A 24,928-nucleotide genomic window follows, 5' to 3' on the forward strand; every position below is an offset into this window, starting at 1 on the left:
TTTTATTTTTTGACTAATATCTCGAATTCGAGATATTTACGATAAATAGTTGTAATTTTAAGAGGGATAACGAAACATATGACGAAAAATGTATCGAAGGAGATGGTAGTAATGAGTAAAAAAACAACGGGTATTCATCATATCACGGCGATTGTAGGTCATCCTCAGGAAAATGTTGATTTCTATGCGGGCGTGTTAGGATTACGTTTGGTCAAACAAACAGTAAACTTTGATGATCCAGGAACGTATCACCTTTACTTTGGGAATGAAGGCGGAAAACCTGGAACGATTATCACATTCTTTCCGTGGGCAAATGCACGACAAGGAAAAATAGGTGACGGGCAAGTTGGGGTAACTTCCTATGTGGTTCCAAAAGGTGCGATGAGCTTTTGGGAACAGCGATTAGCTAAGTTTGGAGTTCCAGCTGCAAAGATGGAGCGATTTGGAGAGCAGTATTTAGAGTTTGACGATCCTCATGGTTTGCATCTAGAGATTGTGGAAAGAGAAGAAGGTGAAAAGAATACGTGGCAAGCTGGTGAAATTAATTCGGATGTTGCTATTAAAGGATTCGGAGGCGCTACGTTATTATCGGTTCGACCTGATGAAACAGCTCAATTATTAGAAGACGTAATGGGGCTACAAAAAGTAGGGCAAGAAGGAGATTTTATACGTTTTCAATCATCAGCTGACATTGGAAATATCATCGATTTAAAATTAACAACCATTGGACGCGGGCAAATGGGCGTTGGAACGGTTCACCATATTGCATGGCGAGCAAAAGATGATGAAGATCAGTTGGAATGGCAGAAATACGTAGCCGATAGCGGATACGGAGTGACGGCTGTTCGAGATCGAAATTACTTTAATGCGATTTACTTTAAAGAACACGGAGACATTCTATTTGAAATTGCAACAGACCCTCCAGGCTTTGCACATGATGAATCACTTGAAACTATGGGAGAAAAGCTTATGCTGCCTGAACAGTACGAAACCCATCGAGATCAAATTGAAAGAGCTTTGATTCCTTTTGAAGTGAGAGAATTAGACTGAATTTTACTGAAAGAATTCTTTTAGTAATAGTAAAACGCTAGTTTAACCCTAAATTAGGTACAAAGAAGGAATTAATTTATCTATATATAAAACTAATATCTATATTTGAAACACCGTGGTAATATGAAATTAATTCCAAGTGAGGAGGTGAATAGATGACAAAAACCATTGGTCTTATTTGTGGAAGTTTACGAAAGAATTCGTATAACCGAATGATTGCTGAGTCATTGACTACATTAGATGACTCAGCTCAATATCGCTGGATTGAAATAAGCAGCCTGCCTTTTTTTAATGAAGACTTAGAAGTTGACGGATCACCAGAATCTGTCGCATCCTTTAGAGCTGCGATTCAAGATGTTGACGGCGTTATCATTGTAAGTCCAGAGTACAATTCCGGAATTACAGGGGTATTAAAAAATGCTTTGGACTGGGCATCAAGGCCTCGGACTTCTTCTGTTTTAAACAGAAAACCAGTTGGTCTCATTGGAGCAACTCCAGGAGGCTTCGGTACGGCTTTTGCTCAAAAGCAAACGAGAGAAGTACTAGAAGCTATGCAAGTTCATGTTTTACCATTTCAAAAAATGCTGATTTCGCAAGTTCATGAAAAAGTTGATGCTCAACAAAAGATCCTAACTGATGAGTCAACGAAACGCTATCTTCAGCGCTACTTACAGCAGTTCATTCATTGGATTGATCAAGCGCCTGTTCCTGTTCTAGATTAAGAAAGAGAACACACCTCACGAACCTTCACCTCAGAAATAGCTTTTCTTTCTATAGATGTTTTACTCAACAGATCATAAATGAAATCCAAAAAACCGTTCAAATGATAGACCGCTTGTAAGGAACGGAAAAGGTACGTGTCCTTACTTGCTTTAATTTAAGGAGGATGATAAAATGTCTGATCTTTACTCTCGCCTTTCAAAAGATGATGCTGCCGTGCTTTTAGTTGACCACCAAACGGGGCTTATTTCCGGCCTTGTACGTGACTATGGTGTTGATGAATTTAAAAACAACGTATTGGCTCTTGGTGATACGGCTAAATTCTTTGATTTACCGGTTATTTTAACAACTAGCTTTGAAAATGGACCCAACGGCCCGCTAATGGGGGAACTCGTTGATTTGTTTCCTGACGCGCCAAAAATAGCTCGTCCTGGACAAATTAACGCGTGGGACAACGAAGAGTTTGTTAAAGCCATTAAAGCGACCGGGAAAAAACAGCTGATTATCGCCGGTGTAGTGACAGACGTCTGCGTTGCTTTTCCTGCGCTTTCTGCCATTAAAGCAGGCTACGAAGTGTTTGTTGTGACAGATGCTTCCGGGACGTTCAATAAGCAAGTCGCAGATGCAGCATTAACGCGTATGGCTCACGGCGGCGCGCAGCTTATGAACTGGTTTAGCGTAGCGTGCGAGCTGCAGCGTGACTGGCGCAACGACGTTGAAGGTTTTGGCAATTTAATTTCTAGTCATCTTCCTGGTTATCAAAACTTGATGGGCAGCTATAGAGGAGCTCAGCGCGATTTCAGCAAGCAGAGTGTCTAACGTAGCGGAGCTTATGTTTGGCATCGGTCGTTCTCTTTACATATAAGACACGAAAGTAGAATGGCATCTATGGATCATTTATGTGACTGGGAAAATGTAACAACATAAAAGTAATTGTTAGATAGGTGAGCCGACTAATGAACCGTTGGCTCACCTATCTTTTACTAAGCTGCCTTTCATGAAGTATGCGTCTCTTGTATATAAAATAAAGTACATTCATGACAGCCTGGTAAATGATAGGAAGGGATGCGGAGTAGTGGAAGAAAAAAAAGTTACGTGGCTGGAGCTTTTTTATGATTTGTTATTTGTGGCAGCCGTTGCTACTGCTACGCATGTTTTGCTTTACGTTGAACAAGGGTATATTCATGGGGAGTACTTGTTAAAGTTTGTCTTAATTTTTATTCCTATATGGTGGGCGTGGACCGGACAAACGATGTTTATCAACCGGTTTGGACAAGACTTTTTGCATCAGCGCATCTTTATGATTCTTCAAATGCTGTTTGTTCTTATCATGATCTCAAGTCTGTCTGTAGATTTTGATCAATATTACGTCTCTTTTCTGATTGGCTATATTGGACTAAGAGCGTTAACCGCTCTTCAGTATCTTATTGTTCAAAAATTTGAACAGAGTGAGAGAAAAAAAGTTGCTGTGTTTTTAGGCACATGCTTTGGGATTGGGATCTTTATCTCGCTTCTTTCGCTTTTTTTTGATTCATGGATTCGCTACGCCGTGTTGTATACAGGAATTGCAGTGGACATGATTTTACCTATTTTAGGGCATAATAGACTGGCAAAATTACCGACCAACACCGCTCATTTATTAGAGCGCTTTGCTTTATTAACATTAATCCTGTTTGGAGAATCCGTTGTCAGCATTCTTGCTGTGATACAGCCACAAGAAGGGGACTGGAATACCATTTTATTTTCGGTTATTTCATTTGTCCTGATTATTGCTATGTGGTGGCAGTACTTTGAGAATGTAGAAAAGAAAGTAAACAAGTCTATTCAAAGAGCCGGACAAACGATTATTTACGGACACTTACTTATCCTCATGTCTCTAAGCATGATTGCAGCATCAATTAAACTCATGTTTTTACATGAAGTTCACTATACATTCAGCTTATATTTTGTATTTGGCTCCGTGCTGCTTTATTTCATGGCAACCACTCTTGTTTTTCACCAATATAGATTTGAACAACATCGTTTGAAAGTGTATCACTTGGGAATGTTTTTAGGAATTTTAGCGGTATTTTTTATTGTTAACTTAATACTTATTGTTCCCAACACTGTTATTATAGGAGAATTAGCGATCTTTTTTATGATCTACGCTAGGTTTACGACCACTTAACCAAATAAAGAACGACTATATAATGGAGGTAGCAAAATGGCAAAAATTACGGTAGGAACAGAAAATGAAGCACCTATTGAACTATACTATGAGGATCACGGGACAGGAAAGCCGGTCGTCTTAATCCACGGCTGGCCACTAAGCGGACGGTCTTGGGAATATCAAGTTCCGGCTCTTATTGAGGCTGGACACAGAGTCATCACGTATGACCGCCGAGGATTCGGCAAGTCTTCTCAGCCATGGGACGGCTACGATTATGATACATTTGCTGCTGATCTACATCAGCTGCTAGAACATTTGGATTTAAAAAATGTGACACTAGTTGGGTTTTCAATGGGTGGCGGAGAAGTAGCCCGTTATGTAGGAACATACGGCACAGATAGAGTAGAAAAAGCCGTATTTGCAGGAGCCGTACCACCATTTCTTTACAAGTCAGAGGATCATCCTGAAGGAGCATTGGATGATGCAGGAATCCAAGAATTTGAAAACGGCGTAAAAAATGATCGTTTAGCTTTTCTTGATGATTTTACAAAAACATTTTTTGGAGCTGAAGACGGAAAGGGCTTAGTCAGCGAACCATTTCGACTGTACAACCGGGATATTGCAGCAGTTGCATCGCCCAAAGGAACATTAGACTGTATAGCTGCTTTCAGCAAAACGGATTTCAGAGACGATTTAGCTAAGTTTACAATACCGACTCTTATTATTCACGGTGATGCAGACGAGATCGTTCCATTTGAATATAGCGGAAAGCGAACGCATGAAGCCATTTCTAATTCCAAATTAGCCTTAATAAAAGGCGGTCCACACGGCTTAAATGCAACGCATGCACATGAATTTAACGAAGCGCTGCTTTCGTTTTTAAGAGACTGAATGTAAGTGAATGTTTTGTAGATGGCAATCTGATGTATAAATAGGAAAAACGGGAAGAAGTTGCCGAAGGGTTGCTTCTTTTTTGTTTTTTACGCCGATAGAAAAGCGTACTATAGTAAGGGAGGCCATTTAAATTGCTTTACTATAGCTTTAAAAGATAAAAATCAAATAATAAACGTTTGCCATTCTGTGGTGCGAGAGCTTATGTTAAACTTTTAAATGGGAAATATAACCTTCAGTCCAACAGCTATTCTAAAATGACAACAAAGATTGGATTGAACAGTTATGTAATCGCTAACACTTCTATTTTATAATAAACATGAGGAGGATAATAAGATGTTTGATCATAAATCATTGCAGCTGCTTGAGCAGATGATTAATTACCCGAAGTTATCAATTCCGGAGTTGAGACTTCAAATAAATTTATCACCTCGACAATTTGCTTATACGCTTGATAAGTTGAACAATGCATTAAGCAATTTAGATTTACCGGAAATTCAAGTGATTGATATAGAATTTAAGGTTGATGAAAGAATTAAAAATTATTGGAAACTAGAAGGCACATCGCTTAACCGTCAGCAGTCAGTTTTTCAAGAGACTGAGCGGATATACTTAATTTATTTATACACGTATATTCGAAAAGAGGCGATAGCAAATATACATTATCAGTCTTTTCTGCAGGTAAGCAGGAATACAGCACTAGCGGATATTAAAAAGCTTCGTTCGTATTGTGAGAAAGAAGGTATCCAGTTATCTTATAACCGGACAGATGGCTTTCACCTAGAGGGAGAAGAGAGGCTTAAGCGTCGATTTGCAACTATTTGTATTGGAACACTTTTGCAATTGCCAATGGGCATTTCAGGGATGAAGCAGGTTCTTAATAGTTGGAATTATGAAAATACAGGCTCAGCAATTAGAGAGAGCGTAAATGATTTAGCTAAAAAATATCGGATTGATTTTGTTAGTAACCGGCTAGATCAGCTAGTTTATGAACTCTTATTTCTACAGTGCAGGTCAGGGCATCATAAACTGATTCTACCAATCAAGCAAATTAAATTAATGAAAGAACAGCCCTTACTAAAAATGGGGGAAGAGCTATCAGCTTATTTATTTGATGAAGTGGCTGAAGCAGAGGTTATCTATCTAACGGTTCAATTGTTATCTGCTATGCAGAATATAGACGAGCTCCATATTGATGAAAAGCTTGACCTTGTATCGAGTACTATTATTTCAGAAGTAGAGCGCTTAATATTAGTACCATTTAAGGAAAGGCATATTTTAAAATCGCTCTTATATAAACATTTGGTACCAGCCTATTTTAGAATCATCTGTGAAGTGCCATTATCAAATCCGTTGATTGACACAATTAAAACAGAGCACGGTGTACTCTTTGAATTTGTTAAACAGGCGTTGAAGCCGCTTTCTGAATATACGGGAAAATGTATTTCAGATGAAGAGATAGGGTATTTTACGATTTTATTCGGTGGGCATGTTCGAAAACTGGAGGCTAAACCTAAAGTGTATAAAGCCACAATCGTTTGCCCAAACGGGATTAGTTCCTCTATGATGCTACGAACGCAATTACGACAACTGTTTCCAAAATTGCATTTTACAGAATCATATTCGGCTGCAGAAATCGAAAAACTGTCACCAGACAGTTACGATATGATTTTTTCAACTATTTATTTGGAATCATCCAAGCCTGTTTATCTAACACGTCCACTATTAACAGCGCTAGAGGAAAACTATTTGCAGCAGGCCGTGGCAGCTGATTTCAATTTGCCGGTTCAATCAACTATCCCAATGGATAAGTTAATGGCGACCGTACGAAAATATGCAACTATTAAAAATGAAAAAGCGCTTTATGAAGATTTAACGAAACATTTAAGACAAAGCCATACACGTGAAAGGAGTTACGCCCCTATGCTTTCTGAACTTTTAACAGAGGATAAGATTCAATTCTCTGACGATTCTCTAGAGTGGGAAGAAGCAATCCAATTGGCAGCAAAACCTTTGGAGGAACAGCATTATATTACCTTAGCCTATACTCAAGCAATGATTGATAGAGTTTTAGAAATGGGAGCTTTTATTCATATAGGGAAAGGAATTGCTATTCCTCATGCCCGGCCAGAACAAGGTGTACAAGAGCTTGGTATGTCCCTTCTACGAATGAAGAAACCAGTTTTGTTACTGAACCAAGAAGAACATGCAATTGACTTGTTTATTTGTCTAGCAGCCATTGATAACAAATTACATTTAAAAGCGCTGGCAGAATTGACCTCATTTTTAGTAAATGAAGACTCATTAAAACGTTTAAAAGAAGCTGAAACTTCAGCTGAAATTATAGCTATGATGCGAAAAAAAGGAGAAGATGAATAATGAAAATTTTAACAGTATGCGGATCAGGATTAGGAACAAGTTTTATGGTAGAAATGAATATTCAACAGTTGTTGAATGAGATGGGAGTAAGCGGGGTGGAAGTAAATCATTCTGATTTAGGTTCTGCAACACCAGAGGATGCAGACGTGTTCTTTCTTGCAAAAGATATTGCAGAGGGCGGGGCAAGCTTAGGCAACGTCGTAATTTTGGATAATATTATTGATTTAGAAGAATTACGCACCAAATTAACCGGGGTTCTGCAAGAAAAAAATCTACTGTAAAGAAATTGAGAGGTGATAGAGATGAATCAGGTGTTAAATGTATTAATTAACGTTCTGAGTGAACCCTCAGTTTTAGTAGCCATAATTGCTTTAGTAGGTCTACTGGCACAAAAGAAAAATCTTTCAGATACACTAAAAGGAACAACAAAAACGTTTGTTGGATTCCTGGTTATTACAGCAGGGGCAGGGATTCTTCAGCAAGCACTCGCACCATTTGGAGAAATGTTCAAAGCAGCATTTAACGTAAACGGTGTCGTTCCAAATAATGAAGCCATCGTTGCGATTGCACTGAGTAAATATGGTTCTTCAACCGCATTAATTATGTTTTTTGGTATGATTGTAAACCTGCTGATTGCTCGTTTTACACGATTTAAATATATTTTTCTGACAGGACATATCACTTTGTACATGTCCTGTATGATTGCCATCATTTTATCCGTAAGTGGTTTTACATCGTTTTCATTAATTCTTTTTGGTGCTTTAACAGTGGGAATTTTTATGACTCTTTCTCCAGCCCTCGTTCAGCCTTTTATCCGTAAACTAACAGGTAATGATAATGTGGCACTAGGACATTCTGGAGCAGTTGGTTTTGCAGTTGGTGGTCTCGTGGGGATGGCTGTAAAGGGAAAGAAAGAGATTGTATCAACAGAAAAAATTAACTTTCCAAAAGGTCTCGGCTTCTTACGAGACAGTACGGTTAGTATTGCATTAACTATGGCGATTTTCTACGTTATTGTCGCTCTTTTTGCGGGGCCTGGTTATGTCGAAGGTAAATTAAGTGACGGAAAAAACTATATTTTATTTGCGGTACTTCAAGCAGGAATGTTTTCTGCCGGCGTTTTCGTCATTTTAGCTGGTGTACGATTGGTATTAGCTGAAATTGTACCAGCATTTAAAGGGATATCTTCTAAAATTGTGCCAAATTCAAAGCCAGCATTAGATGTTCCAATCATCTATACTTATGCACCAAACGCTGTATTAATTGGTTTCTTTTCAAGTTTTTTAGGCGGCATTGTTAGTATGTTAATACTAGTTTTATCAGGAGGAATCATTATTTTGCCAGGTGTAGTACCTCACTTCTTTACGGGTGCAGCTGCAGGGGTGTTTGGAAATGCAATGGGTGGTGTACGCGGTGCGATTTTAGGATCATTTGTGAACGGCCTTTTAATCAGTTTCATGCCAATTCTATTAATACCCGTGTTGGGAGATTTGGGTCTATCAAATGCTACATTTTCAGATTCAGACTTCGGTATAGTGGGACTATTCTTGAGTGGGCTAGCTCATTTCGGTGGAAAAACTACCATTATGGTTGGTATTGGTTTAGTGTTGCTGATAATGATCTTGGGCAGTATAAGCAAGCAAGAAAGTCATGCAGTGCCTTACAAAAAAGTCGAGAAATAAAAAATGATAGACAAGAGCTTGAAGTAGTATCGTCAATCCATTTATTATCAGTTCATGCAATTAACAAAGGCATTCTGACCGCTTCAAGGATTCTTTAGGGTGCCGGCATCTGATTCGTAAGCATAAGGTTACAAATAAAATCCCTTAGAAGCTCATCAGTTTCTAAGGGATTTTAACTGCTCTTTTCTAGATATAATTGCTTCAAAAGAAAAGGTGGTACAACTGACTAATCTGTTAAAAAGAATGTAATAAAAAGTTCAATATAGTGTTTTGCAGGTTTTCATGAAACTCTTTGCGATTAAAGCCTTCCGGATCCTGAGAAGGGAGGAAGGTAGGAGATTTCATAAAGTCCGGAAATGGACTGAGAAATGAAAAATGTCCTCCATTTTCTACAACGATATGCTGAACTTTTTCCGCATCAGAAACCCCATTTAACACAAATTCCCCGTGAAAAGAAGGAGTAATCGTATCCTTTTCTCCTGTAATCATTAAAATAGGTATATTCACGTCTTCAAGAGCGCCTCTTTCTCTGAACCATCCGGCGGCTGGCGCTAAAAGAATAAGTGATTGAACCCGCTTATCATGATCAACAGATAAACAATAAGGCTTTTGATCAGGAGATTCAGAAGGAAAAGAAGTGGGAACTCCACCTGCTACGGCAAGAGCCGTATATCCTCCCATTGAATGGCCAATAAGAGAAATATTATTTGATTTAATGGACGGAGAAAAGGGACTTTCTTTTAAAAACCAATCGATTACAGTACGTATATGAGTAGGCCGATTTTTCAGGTTATCTATTGTTCCAGATAGCGTATTATTCTCTCGATTATTAAATGGATGCTGAGGTACCCCTACAATAAAACCATGACGTGCTAAAAACTGAGCAATGGTTCGATAAGCAAGAGGCGTGCTTCCATCTCCATGAGAAATAATGACCAAAGGAAATAATCCGTCTGAAAGCGGAGCATCTTGCGCAGCGCTTATCGTGTAAGGTCCGATCTTTTCAACTGTTTCTTCTTGGTATGTAGGATACATAATAAGTAAAGGCAAGACGTGTTCATTTCCTTGATCTTCTATATCTACGAATTGACATCCGGCATAAAATGCCTGTCTTTCATCTTTTTTTATTTGCACGTATATTCTCCTCCTTGCTTTTAAAAATCCCTATTACAACAGGCTCATATATGAAATTTGATTGATTTAGCTCTCTTGGAAAATCAATTTGGATACTGTTAACTAACAAATATATAAACATGCTTTTTTAAAGTTATTCATCGCTAGTATCTTGAGATAATTTAAGTTCCATATTCGTATGTGATGATAAAACGATGTTTGTTGAAGGTGTACCAAACTCCATAGCTTTATCAATAAATTCTTCTAAAGTATGTACGGACTCTGTACATATTTTTGCTATGTAACTTATTTTTCCTGCCACACGATAACATTCCATTACATCAGGATGAACGCTACAAAACGCGGCAAGATCCTTACATTTTGTCGTTTCAAATAAAACAAACGCAGTTATGTTTCTATTCAATTTTTCTGCATCAACAATTGTTTTATAGCCTTTTATAATCCCGTTTTCCTCTAACCTTCTCACTCGTTCAATGGTAGAAGGAGAAGATAAGTAAACTTTTTGAGCTAATTCTTTCATTGAAATCTTAGCATTTGCCTGCAGTTCATGAAGTATTTTTCTATCTATTACGTCCATTTTATCGTCAACCTTTTTTTATTAATTATTATCAAGTAATTACCTAATTTAGTAAAGCTATCTTTAGAAATAACCTAATTATTTGTATATAACATTGCATGAATATTTCATAAAATTTACTGAAAGGAGATGATTTAATGAAGAAAATATTATTACTTTTAGCAAATGGATTTGAAGCTGTAGAAGCAAGCGTTTTTACAGATGTGTTTGGATGGAATAAATTTGAGGGAGACGGCACGACTGAACTAATAACAGCGGGCTTACATCCAAAACTAACATGTACATGGAATTTTACTGTAATTCCAGAAATGCTAGTATCAGATATTAATGTAAAAGAATTTGATGCGCTTGCTATACCAGGTGGCTTTGAAGAAGCAAATTTTTACGAAGATGCTTACGATGAGAGATTCTTGCAGGTTATTCGAGAATTTCACTCAGCAGGAAAACCTATAGCCAGTGTCTCTGTTGCCGCTCTTTCACTTGGAAAAAGTGGAATTCTTGAAGGTAAAAAAGCTACTACCTATAATCACCCTAAAAGTATAAGAAGGGCACAGTTAAAAGAATTTGGTGTACTTGTTCAAGAAGATTATATTGTCGTAGACCACAATATAATTACTTCCTCAAACCCCAGCACCGGGTTTGATGTGGCCTTTTTACTATTAGAAAAATTAACTTCTTTAGAGAATGTTCAACAGGTGAAAAACTTAATGGGATTTAACTAATCAACAAATATTGTTTTTAGCGAAGAAACGAAAATGAACCGTTTTTAAACAGTAAAAGGAAATGAGTACTTTATTTTTTGATGTTGAAATAGAAAAAGAGTTAGACTCCTCGCTAAGAGTCTAACTCTTTTTATTTCCCTAAATTGTATAATAATATTTATCTTTTGTATAAGTTTACTTTACCTTTATCAAAGTTTGTTGTATTATATACTTGTAGTCGAAAAAAGGAAGGTGATTACATTGAAAGAAAAAAATGGTGACTACGTTGAAAATAAAGTGTATGAGCACCGAGTTTTAAACAGGATGTCTCAAAAAGAATTGGCTGACGCAGTTGGAGTATCTAAACAAACTATATATGTGATGGAGAAGAATAATTATTCGCCTTCTCTTGTTTTAGCTTTTCGAATAGCTGATTTCTTTAACGTAGATGTGAACGATATTTTTAGTTATGTGAAAGGAAGGGATTAAAATGATAACTGACAAAATAGAAAATGCCATTTTTACTCCTTTGAGAACCTGGACAGAACAATCAAATAGTAACTGGAATATGCTTATTTGTATTGGATTTATATCGCTTATAGTAGGAGCAGTTTTAATATATGTTTTTCAAAAGAAAATGGGCATGAGTGTGTCTGACGAAAGAACAAGTCAAATCGGTTTAAAAAGTGCCCTCGTTGTACTGTATGGAGTCATTTTGTGCGACTTGATTTTCCCAAAAGAATATATGTGGCAAATTTTCTTCTTATTTAAATATTCCATTGCATTCATTGCTTCAGGTATATATCTTGCTGTTCGATATAAAAGGGATTTTTTAAACTAGAGAATGACGCAGATTTGCCAGCAGTAAAAAAGCCATAGAAGGCTATACATTTCTTTGGCTTTAGTGTTTTAACTATAATTTTCTTACAACAACCTTATTAACTTCATGACAATCCTACTCTTATTTTTATGGTCGTCTTTAAACGAATAAGATTGATACATTTCTATAGACCAACCATCATTCATTCTCTTTCTTTAGTGCTCAACATTTCAGACATTCAATTATAGTAGACCATCGGTTACGCTTTATAAAATGAAATAGATGATGATCAATAACTAAATCATATTTATCATTAAATTTATAGTTAACTATATTCTCTACCTAGACGAGTGTGTCTCTACAGGAAAATATAGTGTTTACCGGAAAAGTATACTATAATTCATAGTAAAACAGATTCTATATTAAATTTCTCGTGAAAGCTGCCTTATCTGACAAACCGAGGCGGCTTTTACGTTTTTTATTTAAAAGGAGTATGACTATGAACAAGTATGATGAAATAGATTTTGAAAAGATCGCGCTTCACATGCAGAAGCAAGTGGAAGCAGACTCAAACAACGTACAGCTAAGAAAGGATGGGGTGATGGAAATAAGAGCATAAAAAAAGCTATTTCAATCGTATTGGCATCGGAGTGAAATAGCTTTTTCTATTTTACATTCAAGAGTTTGTTAGTTCATATGAAGATCCTTATATGTGAAGTATATCACAAATTATTTTTGTTGTGAAGGTAGCAAACGAAATTTGTATGACAAATTTTAAGGTACAAGAAGCAATCTCATTATTTGCGAGAGGCTGCTTCTTTATTGCGTTGATGGGGTTTGAATATTCGGTTTAGCATAACTCGTACGCAGATAGAAAAGAGTGCTTGACTTAGAAGAGAAAGAGCAGCAAGAAATAGATCTTGATAAGGTATATGGATATGCTGAATACATTAGGAAAAACAAATATCTTATATAATATAATGTTTCTATAAGCTGAAGCGTATAGTTTTAGGAAAGAATAGGGGTACAAGGATAGTATGAAATGGACAAAAGTAAAGAAAGATATGGGGAATTTAATCTGTGGTAAATTGAAGCATAGATTGAGTATTCATCTAACTAAATATAACGTTTCTCGTGGAGAGCAGACGCGTATTTGGATTACTTTAGATAAAAAGGAAGTTTTTAATGCTTCTTCAGCAGAATATTTAATGGAACATGATAACCTCTGGGAGGAAGTGAAGAGAAAAACAAGCAAACCTTTTCCCGAGTGTTTATATGAATGTTTCCCAGAATTCATTGGCCAGGTAGATGATATGGACTACACTGCAAGTATTCTAAAACATAGAGGCGTTTTTAACGCTGAACATGTTTATGGCGCTTTTATCCAGTATCCTCAGCTGACCATTCATCGAGCATTAAATTCTGAGAATATTATTCTTCAAGCTCTTGCATTAGTAGATAGAAGGTTAGGCAAGAGGACATTGGAAGCTTTAAGATATGATTCTAATGTCCCCCCCTTAATCATGCAATTTTATGAACTAAGGTGCGAGGTTGATAACATCACGCCGTTCAAACATACGCCCAGTTAATAAAAAAGGAGGCTAAACTGTGAAGCCCACAAATTTCTTCATTAAAGATATCCAAGAATTTCAATCCACTAATAAAAATTTAAAAAGTATCTTTAACACAAATAAGGAATTGCCTGACCAAGTATTTAACCAAAGGTGTGATTATTATTTATTTGAAGAGTTCTATTGGGTGATGTGTGATGATTTTTGGCCTACCGTACAATATTTAACAAAAATCTTTAGTGAAAAGGAAGTTACAGTTGCGGTTTTAGATCCACACCCCACAAACTATTTTTATAAAGAGTTTGGCTATTTTAATTACTTGAAGCTTCCTACTTCTTTATCAAGTGAAGAGTATAGAAATGCCTTAGAAATTGGACCGGAGGATTACCCTGCGGATGCCCCTTACTATAATTCAGAGAAGGTGGTATGGTTTTCTTCTTCTAAGCAGTGGGCGATATGGGGAGAAAGGAGCTTAGATATATGTGTCATAGGTTTTAATGAATCTGTTTTGTTAGACCATTTAATGACATCACCATCTAAATGGTCGTATTTAAATGAAGATGTTGAAGATTTAATTGGCTTAAATTTTAGAAATATGAAGCTTCCTCAAGACTTTAAAGACAGCTTATCAAAAAACTATGCTCATGATAGAGATAGTGGATGAGTATTATATTAATCTGTAAAAGGGACAAAGCTCTCTATAACTGCAAAAAAATTCTTTGCCCTGGAAGCAAAGGATTTTTTTATAGATAAATTCATTACGTTCAATAAGTTTCCTTCTATTACATGTGGGCAGGGGAGAACTATCGAGCAGAAAAAGAAGCTATATCAGTCCATTGCAGAGGGACTTCACACTGACTTAGACCTTTCTACAAACAATATCTTTATTACATTAAAAGAAACAACCCTTGAAAACTGGTCATTTGGGCAAGGGATCGCGCAAATGGTAAATCAAAAGGAGGAAAAATAAACATGGATAACCGCATTGAGTCTAAGCCGCTGAACGACATGAGAGATCTTGCTCCTAACTTTGTGACTTTCTGCTTTAATCAGTATTGGCAACACTGAACAAATGCCTTTTCATCTGCAGCTGGCAAAAAAGAATGGAGTGACTGAAAAAGAAATTATTGCACTAATAACTCATATGGCTTTTTACGTGGGGTGGCCAAAAGCAGCTGCAGCACTGAGTATAGTGGGGAAGCAATAATAGAGGCAAAATAGATAAATATTATTACTTTTTAGTTTGTTTTTAATAGAAAAAACTCCCTGTGGTGAGGGAGCTTTTAAATATGTTACTTCATCCATTGAAATTCTTTTAAAGGCCAATAAGCTAATTTTGCTTTTCCTACGATTTTGTCTACGGAGATTGTTCCTACTTGAGGTGATCTGCTATCTAAGCTATACATTCTATTATCTCCCATGACAAACAATTGACCTTCTGGAACTGTTTTGCTGCCTGTAAAATCCTCAAGTTTAAAATTCTCAGTTAACGGGCCTGTTACTATTTCTTTTTTGTATTGATCCAAATAAGGCTCTTCATATTTTTTTCCGTTTATATATAGCGTGTCATTGCGATATTCTATATGATCACCCGGTAAACCAATTACTCTTTTAATATAGTCTTTTTCCTTTGTAGCGTGAAAAACGATAATATCAAATCTTTTTATATTATCTGCGTTATTTTTGCCCACTTCATTAAGAATAATATGTTCACTATCTTTCAAAGTCGGCATCATCGATTCGCCGTCTACTACTATAGGCGTAAAGATATACTCTCTCACCACAAAAGCCAGGATACAAGCAATAACGATGGATTTGATCCACGAAAAAATCTCTTTTTGTTTCAATTTAAAACTCCTCTACAACGGTAATACATGTTTAAGAGTATAACACAATATATAGAAATAAACCTTTAATTTAACAATTAAAGGTTTACTTAGATGATTTTTTAACAAGTTCAATAAACTTCATTGCATGATTTTGATCCTGCTTTAGTATCTTTACTTTTTGGGGATCTAAAAGAATCTTTTTTATTTGGTTATCTTTCTAAATGATAGTGTTATAAGATGGAACCTTATATAAATCTCTAAACCACTCCTCGAAGGAAGAAACACGTACAGCAAAGATGCTCGCAAAGGCTATTAAAGTTGTACTAGAGGAAACAGCTGATTAACACTTAATTAGATAAAAAGAAAGCCTTGTTTTATTTTGCAAAAGGCTTTCTTTTTGCAATACAAAGTCTTTTAATATGCTAAATGCGTTTGCGCAGCAACAGATACAAAAGGGGACCGAACGAGCCAATTATTAGCGTGACTAGTGCCCATGGCCAAAAAGAACGATTTGTCTTTTTTGCATCATGCCACATCCATACAAGCACTAGAATTAGTGCTATCAACAAATCAAAGAATATTTGCATAGAAGCATAGTTGTTAAATGCCTGAGAAAAAATACCAAGGAAGCCATAATGATATACGGCCAAACCTGTTAAAACAGAAAAAGATACTAATACTAAAATAAGTAATGCTTTTGGTATTCGATCATTTCTAGAAAGTGTGTTGCTGTCCATTGCTTTGTGGTTTTTACTTATCAATTCAATCATCCCCCTTTCTTAAAATGTAGCACTCATTACATTTTTTATCAACAAAAAAATGAATGGGAATAATGCAAAGCAGCTAAGTTTCCTTCATAATTGTATCTATACGACAGAAAAAGACAGTAAGGAGCTTTATATGAAAAAAGGTGAAAAGAAAAAACAAGAAATTATAGAAAAAACGGCTGACTATATTTTATTAAATGGTCTGCAGGCCTCCAGCTTGCGAAATCTTGCGAAAGCAGCAGAAACCAGCGATAGAATGCTACTTCATTATTTTAATGACAAAGAGGAATTATTTACGGTTGTGCTATCCTTTATTTCTCAAAAGCTTATTTACATGCTGCATAATACAGAAATGGAAAAACATTCATTTCAGACGCTAGTTCCCCATTTGTATAACATGATGAGAGATCCTGAAGTTCGTCCATACATTAAGCTGTGGCTTGAATTAGTTGCGGTTGCATCAAAAGAGGGGGATCCCTTTTATTCTGTAGCAAAGGAAATCTGTGACAGCTTTTATCAGTTTTACATGGATATCATTCAAGTGGAAGAAGGAGAGGATAAAGAACAAGTAGCGGCACTAGCTCTTGTTACAATTGAGGGAATTGCTCTTTTAGATACAATAGGTGATGATGTTCGTATTACAAAAGCGATTGCGGCAATTAATAAGGGTTGATCTGCAATAAGCGGAAAATAGAACCCTCTCTATTTTTTGAGTGATAGGTTAGGAACATCAAACTCTAAAAGCAAGCGAGTAAGATAGATGTAACTACTTCTCCTAGAGAACTGTACAGAAGGCCATAGCAGCAGAAATGGTGGGGGTTCTCAAAATAAGAACATAAAAAAAGCTATTTCAATCGTATTGGCATCGGAGTGAAATAGCTTTTTCTACTTTACATTCAAGAGTTTGTTAGTTCGTTATGAACATCCTTACATGTGAAGTATATCACAAACTATTTTTGTTGTGAAGGTGGAAATCAAAATTTGTATGACAAATTTTATTGCGTTGAGAGATTTTGAATGGGTTATTTAGCGTAACTCTTACGCAGAGGCTATTTTAAAACCGCTGGGGGTCTAAATAAAAATTAACGCTAACTCTAAAAATTTCAGACGAACCTGCTTCTTTCAAATGAATCTTTTCAATTTTTATAGATAAAAAAACTATCTTATCAGGTATAGTGTTAGTAGAAGTCTCAAGTAGTAAGTTTGTGTTCACAGTATTTGGTATGATAAGTGCTTTTGGATTTTTACTCGTGTACAACATAAAAAATATAGATAACAGTAGCTCGAATGATAAACCATCTTTTTAAAGAAAGACATCTGACCGATAAAAATTATAAAAAGGAGAGATGTAAATGAAATTTGATGTGCCTGAATTAGTTGAAGCAAAACGTCAAATTGATTCAACTTTACATAAACTCAGACAGACAGTAAAAACGTTTGAAGCTAAAGAAAATGCTGATAGATATAAATCCCAAATAACCTTAGCTAAAAGAAGGATACAAGCATTCGAACTTTCAGCAGCTCTTATTGAAAGGGAGATAAACGAACTTTCTGAAAGCTAGGTGCCTACTTTTAGAAAGTGTGTATTTAACGACGTTATTTAATTTATCTCCAATTGTCGCTTAGAGTGGAATATCAGAAAGAAAGAAACCTTAAAAATACTAGGGTTTCTTTTTTTGTAATTAGTACTCTGCGTAAGCCAGTATATCTTTTGGATTTTGGCTAAACCTGTTTCCAAAGCAGGCAGCCTTCGCACTTCTCAAAACGTATCTACGCTCTCTTTATTGCACTAAAAATAATTCATTCATTCATTTAAAAATAAGGGTTGAAGGTGACGCAACGTAATCTAATATAGTTGAACTATGAGATATCAAGAAGGGGAGCAACGAAAGTAAAAGTAACGAATGGGGGCATGGGAAGTGGAGAATAAAAACCGAATTCGCTCGTTAGATATATTAAGAGGACTAGCGATTCTTGGAACGTTAGGAACCAACATTTGGCTGTTTGCTTATCTGGGAGATATAAATTATATATTTACTTTCACCCATAACAAATGGTGGTTATCAGGAGATGACTTTTTAAGAATCCTTTTTCTGTCCTTAATTAACGGAAAATTACTTGGCCTCTTAGCCATTATGTTTGGTGTTGGTTTAGAACTGAAATATCAGCAATCAAAACGGTTAAATCAGACGTGGCCAGGAAGATACATATGGCTGTCTTTGATTTTATTAATGGAAGGGCTTTTGCACTTTATTTTTGTTTTAGAGTACGACATTTTAATGTCTTATGCCGTAACTGCTATTGTCGTATCGTTTATCGTAAAAATGCGGAAGACGATGATACGAATAACAATGATTAGTGCAGCGGCAATTCATCTTTTTTTTATATTGCTCGTGTTCTTAGGTGTGCTAACTAACTCAATAGGAGATGAGCTAGTTGCTGTCCCAAAAGAAGTGGTGAACCTTTATCAACATGAATCATGGATAAATCAAATTCAGTATCGACTTTTTCATTTTTGGGAGCTGCGCACAGAAGCCATTTTCGTCATCCCATTTAATATATGTATGTTTTTAATTGGTGTTTTACTAGTGAGAATAGGGGCTTTTGACAATAACTCCAAGGGTATTAATATCAGAAAGAGGATGATGAAGGCAGGACTTTTAGTTGGGCTACCTCTAAACCTATTATTATTTGTTCCTGGAGGATACTTTGATTTTCCAGTAAGGTACGTATTTGCCCCTATTTTATCGATTGGATACATGGGAGCTATTAGTTTTCTAATTGAAAAATTTCAGACCTTTTCATTATGGAGCGTTTTAGAGAAAGTAGGTAAGATGTCTTTAAGTTGCTATGTGTTACAGAATGTTTTAAGCTCCATTTTATTTTATGGATGGGGCCTTGGGTGGGGTGGACACCCACGTTCATTCTTCGTCATCTTTGTTTGGGTATTAATCTGTTTGTTCCAAATGCTATTTGCTACTTTGTGGCTTCGTTATTTTAACATGGGTCCTATGGAATCAGCGCGTAAACGCTTAGCCAATTTAGCTATAAGGAAAAATATAAAGAAAGATCTTAAAACGTAAGTCAGCTTCTTTTTGATGAATATCAAACATGTTATAAGAAGCAAAATTTTCACATAGAATGTTATGTTAAAGTGATATTAGGTATTGGGTATTTTAACCAATTAATAATCCGTAGAGGAGAATTAAAGAAAATGGCTACCTTTTTCTTAATACTTATTGGCTTCTTTATTATCATTTCAAATGTCGTTGGATTTATCTCCTACAAAAAAAAGAAAAGTTTATACGCTGCTGCTTTCACAATACTAATACTGGCGGCTTTATTTGGGGCAGTAGGTGGTATATTAGCACTGTTGATCATTAGAGACGCTTTTGCAATATTTTATGGTTTACAAGTTGGATACTATTTACTTATAAATAGCGCAATTGTTCTGTTACTGGCAGTTATAGTCACAGTTATAAAACAATATAACGATAAATAAAAATTTGCCTAGTAAGATTTATACTTTGTAAGTTTGTAGTTACTATAATCTCAGTTATCCGTACAAAAAAGCCTTTAGATTCATAAATCTAAAGGCTTCAAATATGATTAACACTTTATTAGTTATATCATATAAAACGCTAGTTTACATAATCTCCAAAAGACAAGAAAAAAAGGAGCCCTTAATACTCAAGGGCTCCTTTGATTTTCCAATTTATCGTTTATACACCGCTGTTTTAGCAAACCTTTTAGCTTGCTAAAAAGACAAACAAGTGCTTAAACAGGCAGCTATTTATATATAAACTCTTTTTTTAGAGTAAAAGATAAACTTCCACTTTATATAAAAAGAAAATTAAGAAAAACGTAAGATTTAAGTAAGAGAAAAGAAAATTTCATTTTATACAATAACCATATAAATTGAAAAGGAGAAAATAAATGACATATATATTGAAAACTAACCAACTTACAAAGTCGTTTAAGGGAAAAGAGGTTGTTTCTGAAGTTAATATGCACGTGAGGAAAGGAGAGATTTATGGCTTCTTAGGTCCGAATGGTGCTGGTAAAACGACGATTATGAAAATGCTCACAAACTTAATCAAGCCAACGAGCGGTGAAATAGAGATTTTTGGCGAGAAATTAACGAACACATCATTTGAAGTATTAAAGCGGATGGGAACTATTATCGAATATCCAATTTTTTATGAGCAGCTCACTGCTAGGGAAAATTTATCTTTACACTGCGAGTATATGGGTTATTACGATAACGAAGCTATTACTCAAGCTCTAGAGCTTGTTAAGTTACATAATATTGAAGGCAAAAAAGTGAAGGATTTTTCATTGGGAATGAAACAAAGGTTAGGAATAGCTAGAGCTATTTCTACAAAGCCAGAGCTTCTAGTTTTAGATGAACCAATTAATGGACTCGATCCTATAGGTATAAAGGAATTAAGAGACCTTTTTAAAATACTCTGTAAAGATTATGGAATTACCTTATTAATATCTAGTCATATTTTAGCTGAAATGGAACAGATGTCAGATACAATCGGAATTATTCAAAATGGAAAATTAATAAAAGAAGTTTCTATGAAGAGTATCAACGGAAAACAAACTGAGTATATAGAAGTACAGGTTCAAAATATAAAAAAAGCTTTGTATATTTTAGAACAAAATTTAGGAATAAAAAACTTTAGAGTTATTGGTGAAGAGATGATACGTATATATGAGACAACATTAACTCAGCAAGAGATTTCTAAAGCATTCGTTATGAATGATGTTGGTATAGAAAGTATCAACAAAAAGAACAGTTCACTAGAAGAGTACTTTTTAAGTTCAATGAATAGTGAAGAAATTCACATTTAATCACGTATATCATCTTAACTTCCAATTCCTTATCACATCATTTAAAGAGCACTAAATTGAAACGTCTTAAATTCCATTGGGGGGAGCTTTTGAAAATGTTAAAACTAATGAAATTAGAATACAAAAAACATCGATTATCAAGGTATATAAAAAATGTAGTCATTTGCATTTTAGCTATCTTTTTTATAGCTGCACTTATGGGGTGGGGATCAAGAAATGAAATTGAACCTATGTATCCAGATTATGCGGACTTTATGTCGTTAGCTAATATTTTTATTAGAATTGTATTTATTTGTTTCTCTAGTGTCATTTTGTCTCGGCTAATAATTGATGAATATAAAAATAAAACAATTCAGTTGTTATTCACTTATCCATTAAAAAGAAAAAAGTTAATGCAAGCGAAACTGCTTATTGTTTTCGTATTCTGCTTTGTCAGTATTATTATTGCTACTTTTATTATCGATTTATTAATTTTTTGGATCAACCCGCACGTATATCTGGTTGAAAAACCTGTAAAGGTGAATGACATTATTTCTACAGTACCTTCAACTCTTATTGGTGCGCTTATGATGGCTGGCGTGAGTTTCATTCCTTTATTTTTTGGTATGAGGAAGAAATCAGTTGCTACTACAATAACTTCGTCTCTAGTAATTGGATTCTTAATTAATGCAACAATTTCTAGTGGAGGAGAGACGGTAAGTTTATATGAAATTGTAGCAATTCCTGGCGTACTTTGTCTTCTTGGACTTCTAATAGGTTATCTGGCAATAAGAAAAGTAGACAGTGTTGACATAGCATAATACATAATTTCTAAGAGTAGAAATAGGAGGAAAAGAGATGAAGAAGATTGTATCAACTTCTGTAGCTTTAGTTTTAATTTGTGGGTTCACTTTCAAAGTCAATATTGCCGAAGCAAAAAGCTTTGAGAAAAATAAGTCTTACAATATCGAGAGTGTTAATGCTTTAAAAGTGGATAGTGAGTCTTGGGATATAAGGTTGAAGAAAAGTCATTCAAATGAAGTGATTGTATCAGCTAAAGGGAAGAAAAAAGAAAAACAACGTGTCACTTTTAAACAAGGTGGAAAAACATTAATAATCAAGCAAAAGGATCAAAAGAAAAGTGGCTTTTTGGGAGGGTTTACTTTTGGAAAGAAAGGTACAATTTCTATTGCCATTCCAAGTTCAAAAATAAACAAAATTGACTTAAATAATAAATATGGTGATATCCAATTGAGTGAAATTTCTACTAATAATTTTATAGTTCACAACAACTCTGGTGATAAAAAAATAAAAGGCCTTTCAGCTAATACAGCAATGTTTGTATCCGAGGATGGAACGTTAAGTATGGAAGATAGTACTTTTGGAAATTTAAACATTTCCTCTACAAGTGGCGATAACTATATGGAAAATGTAAATGCTTCAAAGATTAAGGTTACTTCTAAAGATGGAGAGGTTTCAATTAAGGATATAAAAGAAGGAAAATCCTTAGCTGTAGAAAGTGATTCTGGGGACATCAGCGTTTCTTATAAACAAGCCCCAACTTCTCTGTCCGTGGCTGCTAAAAGTTATTCCTCCGATGTAAAACTTAAACTAGATACACTTAAGAAAAACACAGATACTGAAAAGCTTCAAAGAGGAAAAATTGGACAGGGATCCAATAAGTTAAATTTATTAAGTAACAACGGTGTTATTAATGTAACAAATTAATCATTATAATATGTTTGATAAGAATACTTGAACTAAACTAATAATCAATTACTTATTGAAAATGCTATCTTCCTCGAAATTAAGATAGCATTTTTTGATTAATATCTTAGAGAAACTATAGGCAAAGAATTCATATCGTTTATTTACTACTAACTTTTTTTAACGCTATATTAATTAGTTATAACATTTTGTATAAAAAGGATTATAATGTAATTAATTGTTATTTTTTATGATAATAGAATAGTAAGCATACTAAAAGGTTTTAGGAGTGGAAAGTATTGAGTCACAAGATACTAATTGTAGAAGACGATCCGTTTATAAGTGAGATGGTTAAAGAGGGGTTAGTAAAAGAAGGATATGAAGTCACCGCTGTTTTTGATGGCGAGGAAGCTTTAGAAATACTTAATGTACAAAATGTACAAACGTATGACGTTATTTTACTTGATCTTATGCTGCCCAAAGTGGATGGCATGGAATGTTTAAAAATAATTCGTTCTAAAAGTATGGTTCCTGTTCTTATTATGTCTGCAAAAGATGAAGACGTAGACAAAGCACTTGGACTAGGTTTTGGTGCTGATGATTATATTGCTAAACCGTTCTCTATGATTGAATTATTAGCGAGAATTAAAGCGATTATAAGAAGAGAATTACATTATATGCACTCATCGCAGTTAAAAAAAGAAAGTCAAAGCAAGGTCATAAAAATAGGAGATATAAGTATCGATATGGACAGCTTTTCTGTGAAGAAACTAGATAAGGATATTAGCCTCACAGCAAAAGAATTTAACATCCTAAAAGTATTTATTTCCAACCCTACTCATGTATACACGAAGTCACAACTGTATAAAGCCGTATGGGAAGATGAATATCATGGAGATGAAAACGTAATTAATGTTCACATTAGAAGACTTCGAGAAAAAATTGAAGACAATCCCTCTCATCCAACGTACATAAAGACTTTATGGGGAATAGGTTATAAATTGGGGGATTTATAAAAATGGTTTACCTGGTCGTCATCTTATTGGCCTGTTCTATTTGTATAAACCTATTTCTGATTCATAGGCGATTAAAACATAAAGCAGAAGTGAGATACATAGAAAGCAAGCTCAAAGCTATTATTGATGAAGAAACAAGTGAAAGACTATTATTATATACAGACAATAATCAGATAAAGTCTTTATTGAAACAAATAAACCGTCTTTTAGAACACAATCAAAAGACAGTGGCAGATTACCATAACGTAGAACGTTCAATAAGAAAAATGCTATCAAATATTTCTCACGATTTAAAAACCCCTCTAACAGTTATTTTAGGTTATATTGAAATTATAAATAATGATAAAAGTCTAAGTACAGAAAAAATGATGAGTTTGTTAAAAACCGTTAATTTAAAAACCTTAGAGGTGCTAGAGTTAATAAATCGTTTTTTCGAACTTGTAAAGCTTGAATCCGGAGACAAAAAATTAAGCTTTTCGAGAATTGATATATGCGAAATTAGCCGGAAAATAATATTGGATTACTACGAAATTTTAATCAATAAAGAATTTGAAGTAGCTATTGAAATACCAGAAGAATCACTCTTTGTTAGAGGAGATGAAAGTGCAATTGAAAGGGTTCTTAATAATTTAATTTCTAATGCAATTCAGTATGGTTCTGATGGTAAAATGATAGGTTTAAAGCTTAGAACAGATAAAGATAATATCTATATAGAAATATCAGATAGAGGAAAAGGAATAGATGAAGTACATAAAGAACGAGTTTTTGAGCGAATGTATACGCTAGAAGACTCAAGGAACAGTCGCTATCAAGGAAGTGGATTAGGGTTAACTATTACGAAGAGATTGATTGAACAAATGGGTGGAAGCATCTCTTTAGAAAGTATTCCGTTTAAACATACTACTTTTACAGTATGTTTAAAACGTATTAATTTTTAAAATTAGTAATACGTTGTTTTAGGTATTGCAAGAAAAACACCTATTTTTCTACCTTTTACTAACAGTAGTCAAAGAATAATAAGTAGAAAAGAATTAGTAGAGAGTTGAAGGTGCATGTATGAAAAAGGTTTTAGCAACTTCTGCTGTATTATTGCTAG

At 34.9% G+C, this 24,928-nt stretch carries 26 protein-coding genes and 2 pseudogenes; 24 read left to right on the forward strand and 4 right to left on the reverse strand.

Translation table 11 applies throughout. The features are described from left to right. The first annotated feature begins 111 nt into the window (after nt 1-111). The 8 genes from ACRPLY_RS09745 (at nt 112) to ACRPLY_RS09780 (ending at nt 8,871) form a co-directional block, all read left to right on the forward strand. Nucleotides 112-1,050 (forward strand): ring-cleaving dioxygenase, encoded by a 939-nt coding sequence (locus tag ACRPLY_RS09745; protein ID WP_432231787.1) that lies wholly within the window; start codon nt 112-114, stop codon nt 1,048-1,050. A 155-nt stretch (nt 1,051-1,205) separates the two neighbouring features. Further along, on the forward strand, nt 1,206-1,772 hold the full coding sequence (locus ACRPLY_RS09750; RefSeq protein WP_034267358.1) for an NADPH-dependent FMN reductase: 567 nt from the start codon (nt 1,206-1,208) through the stop codon (nt 1,770-1,772). Nucleotides 1,773-1,944: 172 nt separating this feature from the next. Further along, nucleotides 1,945-2,589, forward strand: a complete 645-nt coding sequence (ycaC, locus tag ACRPLY_RS09755; protein WP_033580062.1) for an isochorismate family cysteine hydrolase YcaC — start codon at nt 1,945-1,947, stop codon at nt 2,587-2,589. A gap of 256 nt (nt 2,590-2,845) precedes the next feature. After that, the gene (locus ACRPLY_RS09760) at nt 2,846-3,937 is read left to right on the forward strand and encodes a low temperature requirement protein A (RefSeq protein WP_432231788.1); all 1,092 of its coding nucleotides are present in this window, start codon (nt 2,846-2,848) and stop codon (nt 3,935-3,937) included. A 36-nt stretch (nt 3,938-3,973) separates the two neighbouring features. Next, a complete protein-coding gene (locus tag ACRPLY_RS09765) occupies nt 3,974-4,810 on the forward strand; it encodes an alpha/beta fold hydrolase (RefSeq protein ID WP_432231789.1) in 837 nt (278 codons plus the stop codon). 336 nt (nt 4,811-5,146) lie between these two features. Further along, nucleotides 5,147-7,189 (forward strand): BglG family transcription antiterminator, encoded by a 2,043-nt coding sequence (locus tag ACRPLY_RS09770; RefSeq protein WP_432231790.1) that lies wholly within the window; start codon nt 5,147-5,149, stop codon nt 7,187-7,189. Beyond that, nucleotides 7,189-7,470 carry a PTS sugar transporter subunit IIB gene (locus ACRPLY_RS09775; RefSeq protein ID WP_025753109.1) on the forward strand — a complete coding sequence of 94 codons (282 nt, stop codon included), beginning with the start codon at nt 7,189-7,191 and terminating at the stop codon, nt 7,468-7,470. The genes ACRPLY_RS09770 and ACRPLY_RS09775 overlap by 1 nt, the downstream gene beginning before the upstream one ends. Nucleotides 7,471-7,491: 21 nt before the next feature. After that, nucleotides 7,492-8,871, forward strand: coding sequence for a PTS ascorbate transporter subunit IIC (locus ACRPLY_RS09780; RefSeq protein WP_432231791.1), 1,380 nt, complete (start codon nt 7,492-7,494; stop codon nt 8,869-8,871). A 234-nt stretch (nt 8,872-9,105) separates the two neighbouring features. On the opposite strand, the gene ACRPLY_RS09785 is transcribed toward ACRPLY_RS09780, so the two are convergent. Together ACRPLY_RS09785 and ACRPLY_RS09790 are read right to left on the reverse strand one after the other, a co-directional pair. Continuing rightward, the gene (locus ACRPLY_RS09785) at nt 9,106-10,005 is read right to left on the reverse strand and encodes an alpha/beta hydrolase family protein (protein WP_432231792.1); all 900 of its coding nucleotides are present in this window, start codon (nt 10,003-10,005) and stop codon (nt 9,106-9,108) included. Between the two features lie 133 nt (nt 10,006-10,138). Beyond that, complete coding sequence (locus ACRPLY_RS09790; protein ID WP_257043017.1) at nt 10,139-10,582, reverse strand: Lrp/AsnC family transcriptional regulator; 444 nt, start codon at nt 10,580-10,582, stop codon at nt 10,139-10,141. A gap of 137 nt (nt 10,583-10,719) precedes the next feature. Between ACRPLY_RS09790 and ACRPLY_RS09795 the strand changes: the two genes are divergently transcribed. The 7 genes and pseudogenes from ACRPLY_RS09795 to ACRPLY_RS09825 form a co-directional block, all read left to right on the forward strand. Then, a complete protein-coding gene (locus ACRPLY_RS09795; protein WP_432231793.1) occupies nt 10,720-11,304 on the forward strand; it encodes a DJ-1/PfpI family protein in 585 nt (194 codons plus the stop codon). Between the two features lie 240 nt (nt 11,305-11,544). Continuing rightward, nucleotides 11,545-11,772, forward strand: a complete 228-nt coding sequence (locus ACRPLY_RS09800; RefSeq protein ID WP_028414839.1) for a helix-turn-helix transcriptional regulator — start codon at nt 11,545-11,547, stop codon at nt 11,770-11,772. A gap of 1 nt (nt 11,773) precedes the next feature. Beyond that, nucleotides 11,774-12,124 carry a DUF2178 domain-containing protein gene (locus ACRPLY_RS09805; RefSeq protein ID WP_014458864.1) on the forward strand — a complete coding sequence of 117 codons (351 nt, stop codon included), beginning with the start codon at nt 11,774-11,776 and terminating at the stop codon, nt 12,122-12,124. 1,016 nt (nt 12,125-13,140) lie between these two features. Next, nucleotides 13,141-13,692: an SF0329 family protein gene (locus ACRPLY_RS09810; protein ID WP_028414837.1), complete on the forward strand. Its 552-nt coding sequence runs from the start codon at nt 13,141-13,143 to the stop codon at nt 13,690-13,692. A 19-nt stretch (nt 13,693-13,711) separates the two neighbouring features. Continuing rightward, nucleotides 13,712-14,338: a hypothetical protein gene (locus tag ACRPLY_RS09815; RefSeq protein ID WP_028414836.1), complete on the forward strand. Its 627-nt coding sequence runs from the start codon at nt 13,712-13,714 to the stop codon at nt 14,336-14,338. Between the two features lie 114 nt (nt 14,339-14,452). Beyond that, nucleotides 14,453-14,644: pseudogene (locus ACRPLY_RS09820) on the forward strand (tautomerase family protein); the annotation flags it as partial. Between the two features lie 66 nt (nt 14,645-14,710). Further along, nucleotides 14,711-14,881, forward strand: a pseudogene (locus ACRPLY_RS09825) (carboxymuconolactone decarboxylase family protein); the annotation flags it as partial. Between the two features lie 85 nt (nt 14,882-14,966). Here ACRPLY_RS09825 and lepB read toward each other — a convergent pair. Next, nucleotides 14,967-15,521: a signal peptidase I gene (gene lepB / locus ACRPLY_RS09830; protein ID WP_432231794.1), complete on the reverse strand. Its 555-nt coding sequence runs from the start codon at nt 15,519-15,521 to the stop codon at nt 14,967-14,969. Between the two features lie 404 nt (nt 15,522-15,925). Next, entirely contained in the window at nt 15,926-16,273 is a 348-nt protein-coding gene (locus ACRPLY_RS09835) for a DUF2834 domain-containing protein (protein ID WP_224980442.1), read from the reverse strand. Between the two features lie 130 nt (nt 16,274-16,403). On the opposite strand from ACRPLY_RS09835, the gene ACRPLY_RS09840 reads away from it, so the two are divergent. The 9 genes from ACRPLY_RS09840 (at nt 16,404) to ACRPLY_RS09880 (ending at nt 24,770) form a co-directional block, all read left to right on the forward strand. After that, nucleotides 16,404-16,943, forward strand: coding sequence for a TetR/AcrR family transcriptional regulator (locus ACRPLY_RS09840; RefSeq protein WP_432231795.1), 540 nt, complete (start codon nt 16,404-16,406; stop codon nt 16,941-16,943). A gap of 679 nt (nt 16,944-17,622) precedes the next feature. Further along, nucleotides 17,623-17,832, forward strand: coding sequence for a hypothetical protein (locus tag ACRPLY_RS09845; RefSeq protein WP_432231796.1), 210 nt, complete (start codon nt 17,623-17,625; stop codon nt 17,830-17,832). A 342-nt stretch (nt 17,833-18,174) separates the two neighbouring features. Beyond that, nucleotides 18,175-19,353 (forward strand): DUF418 domain-containing protein, encoded by a 1,179-nt coding sequence (locus ACRPLY_RS09850; RefSeq protein WP_432231797.1) that lies wholly within the window; start codon nt 18,175-18,177, stop codon nt 19,351-19,353. 131 nt (nt 19,354-19,484) lie between these two features. After that, on the forward strand, nt 19,485-19,772 hold the full coding sequence (locus tag ACRPLY_RS09855) for a 3-isopropylmalate dehydrogenase (RefSeq protein ID WP_432231798.1): 288 nt from the start codon (nt 19,485-19,487) through the stop codon (nt 19,770-19,772). Nucleotides 19,773-20,206: 434 nt separating this feature from the next. Then, the gene (locus ACRPLY_RS09860; RefSeq protein WP_165636256.1) at nt 20,207-21,130 is read left to right on the forward strand and encodes an ABC transporter ATP-binding protein; all 924 of its coding nucleotides are present in this window, start codon (nt 20,207-20,209) and stop codon (nt 21,128-21,130) included. A 95-nt stretch (nt 21,131-21,225) separates the two neighbouring features. Continuing rightward, nucleotides 21,226-21,930, forward strand: coding sequence for an ABC transporter permease (locus ACRPLY_RS09865; RefSeq protein ID WP_034267320.1), 705 nt, complete (start codon nt 21,226-21,228; stop codon nt 21,928-21,930). Nucleotides 21,931-21,967: 37 nt separating this feature from the next. Next, the gene (locus ACRPLY_RS09870; protein WP_034267317.1) at nt 21,968-22,837 is read left to right on the forward strand and encodes a DUF4097 family beta strand repeat-containing protein; all 870 of its coding nucleotides are present in this window, start codon (nt 21,968-21,970) and stop codon (nt 22,835-22,837) included. A 278-nt stretch (nt 22,838-23,115) separates the two neighbouring features. Beyond that, nucleotides 23,116-23,832 carry a response regulator transcription factor gene (locus ACRPLY_RS09875; protein WP_034267314.1) on the forward strand — a complete coding sequence of 239 codons (717 nt, stop codon included), beginning with the start codon at nt 23,116-23,118 and terminating at the stop codon, nt 23,830-23,832. A 2-nt stretch (nt 23,833-23,834) separates the two neighbouring features. Then, nucleotides 23,835-24,770: a sensor histidine kinase gene (locus ACRPLY_RS09880; protein WP_430053490.1), complete on the forward strand. Its 936-nt coding sequence runs from the start codon at nt 23,835-23,837 to the stop codon at nt 24,768-24,770. The last annotated feature ends 158 nt before the right edge of the window (nt 24,771-24,928 follow it).

Origin of the sequence: Priestia sp. TGN 0903, assembly GCF_050846855.1 — a bacterium.
In the GTDB taxonomy this organism is placed as follows: domain Bacteria; phylum Bacillota; class Bacilli; order Bacillales; family Bacillaceae_H; genus Priestia; species Priestia zanthoxyli.

Excerpts from the sequence above, each read along its gene's own strand:
- ACRPLY_RS09745 (WP_432231787.1), top strand. The coding sequence starts at position 112 with ATGAGTAAAAAAACAACGGGTATTCATCATATCACGGCGATTGTAGGT.
- ACRPLY_RS09750 (WP_034267358.1), top strand. The coding sequence starts at position 1,206 with ATGACAAAAACCATTGGTCTTATTTGTGGAAGTTTACGAAAGAATTCG.
- ycaC (WP_033580062.1), top strand. The coding sequence starts at position 1,945 with ATGTCTGATCTTTACTCTCGCCTTTCAAAAGATGATGCTGCCGTGCTT.
- ACRPLY_RS09765 (WP_432231789.1), top strand. The coding sequence starts at position 3,974 with ATGGCAAAAATTACGGTAGGAACAGAAAATGAAGCACCTATTGAACTA.
- ACRPLY_RS09770 (WP_432231790.1), top strand. The coding sequence starts at position 5,147 with ATGTTTGATCATAAATCATTGCAGCTGCTTGAGCAGATGATTAATTAC.
- ACRPLY_RS09775 (WP_025753109.1), top strand. The coding sequence starts at position 7,189 with ATGAAAATTTTAACAGTATGCGGATCAGGATTAGGAACAAGTTTTATG.
- ACRPLY_RS09780 (WP_432231791.1), top strand. The coding sequence starts at position 7,492 with ATGAATCAGGTGTTAAATGTATTAATTAACGTTCTGAGTGAACCCTCA.
- ACRPLY_RS09790 (WP_257043017.1), bottom strand. The coding sequence starts at position 10,582 with ATGGACGTAATAGATAGAAAAATACTTCATGAACTGCAGGCAAATGCT.
- ACRPLY_RS09795 (WP_432231793.1), top strand. The coding sequence starts at position 10,720 with ATGAAGAAAATATTATTACTTTTAGCAAATGGATTTGAAGCTGTAGAA.
- ACRPLY_RS09805 (WP_014458864.1), top strand. The coding sequence starts at position 11,774 with ATGATAACTGACAAAATAGAAAATGCCATTTTTACTCCTTTGAGAACC.
- ACRPLY_RS09810 (WP_028414837.1), top strand. The coding sequence starts at position 13,141 with ATGAAATGGACAAAAGTAAAGAAAGATATGGGGAATTTAATCTGTGGT.
- ACRPLY_RS09835 (WP_224980442.1), bottom strand. The coding sequence starts at position 16,273 with ATGATTGAATTGATAAGTAAAAACCACAAAGCAATGGACAGCAACACA.
- ACRPLY_RS09840 (WP_432231795.1), top strand. The coding sequence starts at position 16,404 with ATGAAAAAAGGTGAAAAGAAAAAACAAGAAATTATAGAAAAAACGGCT.
- ACRPLY_RS09845 (WP_432231796.1), top strand. The coding sequence starts at position 17,623 with ATGAAATTTGATGTGCCTGAATTAGTTGAAGCAAAACGTCAAATTGAT.
- ACRPLY_RS09850 (WP_432231797.1), top strand. The coding sequence starts at position 18,175 with ATGGGGGCATGGGAAGTGGAGAATAAAAACCGAATTCGCTCGTTAGAT.
- ACRPLY_RS09855 (WP_432231798.1), top strand. The coding sequence starts at position 19,485 with ATGGCTACCTTTTTCTTAATACTTATTGGCTTCTTTATTATCATTTCA.
- ACRPLY_RS09860 (WP_165636256.1), top strand. The coding sequence starts at position 20,207 with ATGACATATATATTGAAAACTAACCAACTTACAAAGTCGTTTAAGGGA.
- ACRPLY_RS09865 (WP_034267320.1), top strand. The coding sequence starts at position 21,226 with ATGTTAAAACTAATGAAATTAGAATACAAAAAACATCGATTATCAAGG.
- ACRPLY_RS09870 (WP_034267317.1), top strand. The coding sequence starts at position 21,968 with ATGAAGAAGATTGTATCAACTTCTGTAGCTTTAGTTTTAATTTGTGGG.
- ACRPLY_RS09880 (WP_430053490.1), top strand. The coding sequence starts at position 23,835 with ATGGTTTACCTGGTCGTCATCTTATTGGCCTGTTCTATTTGTATAAAC.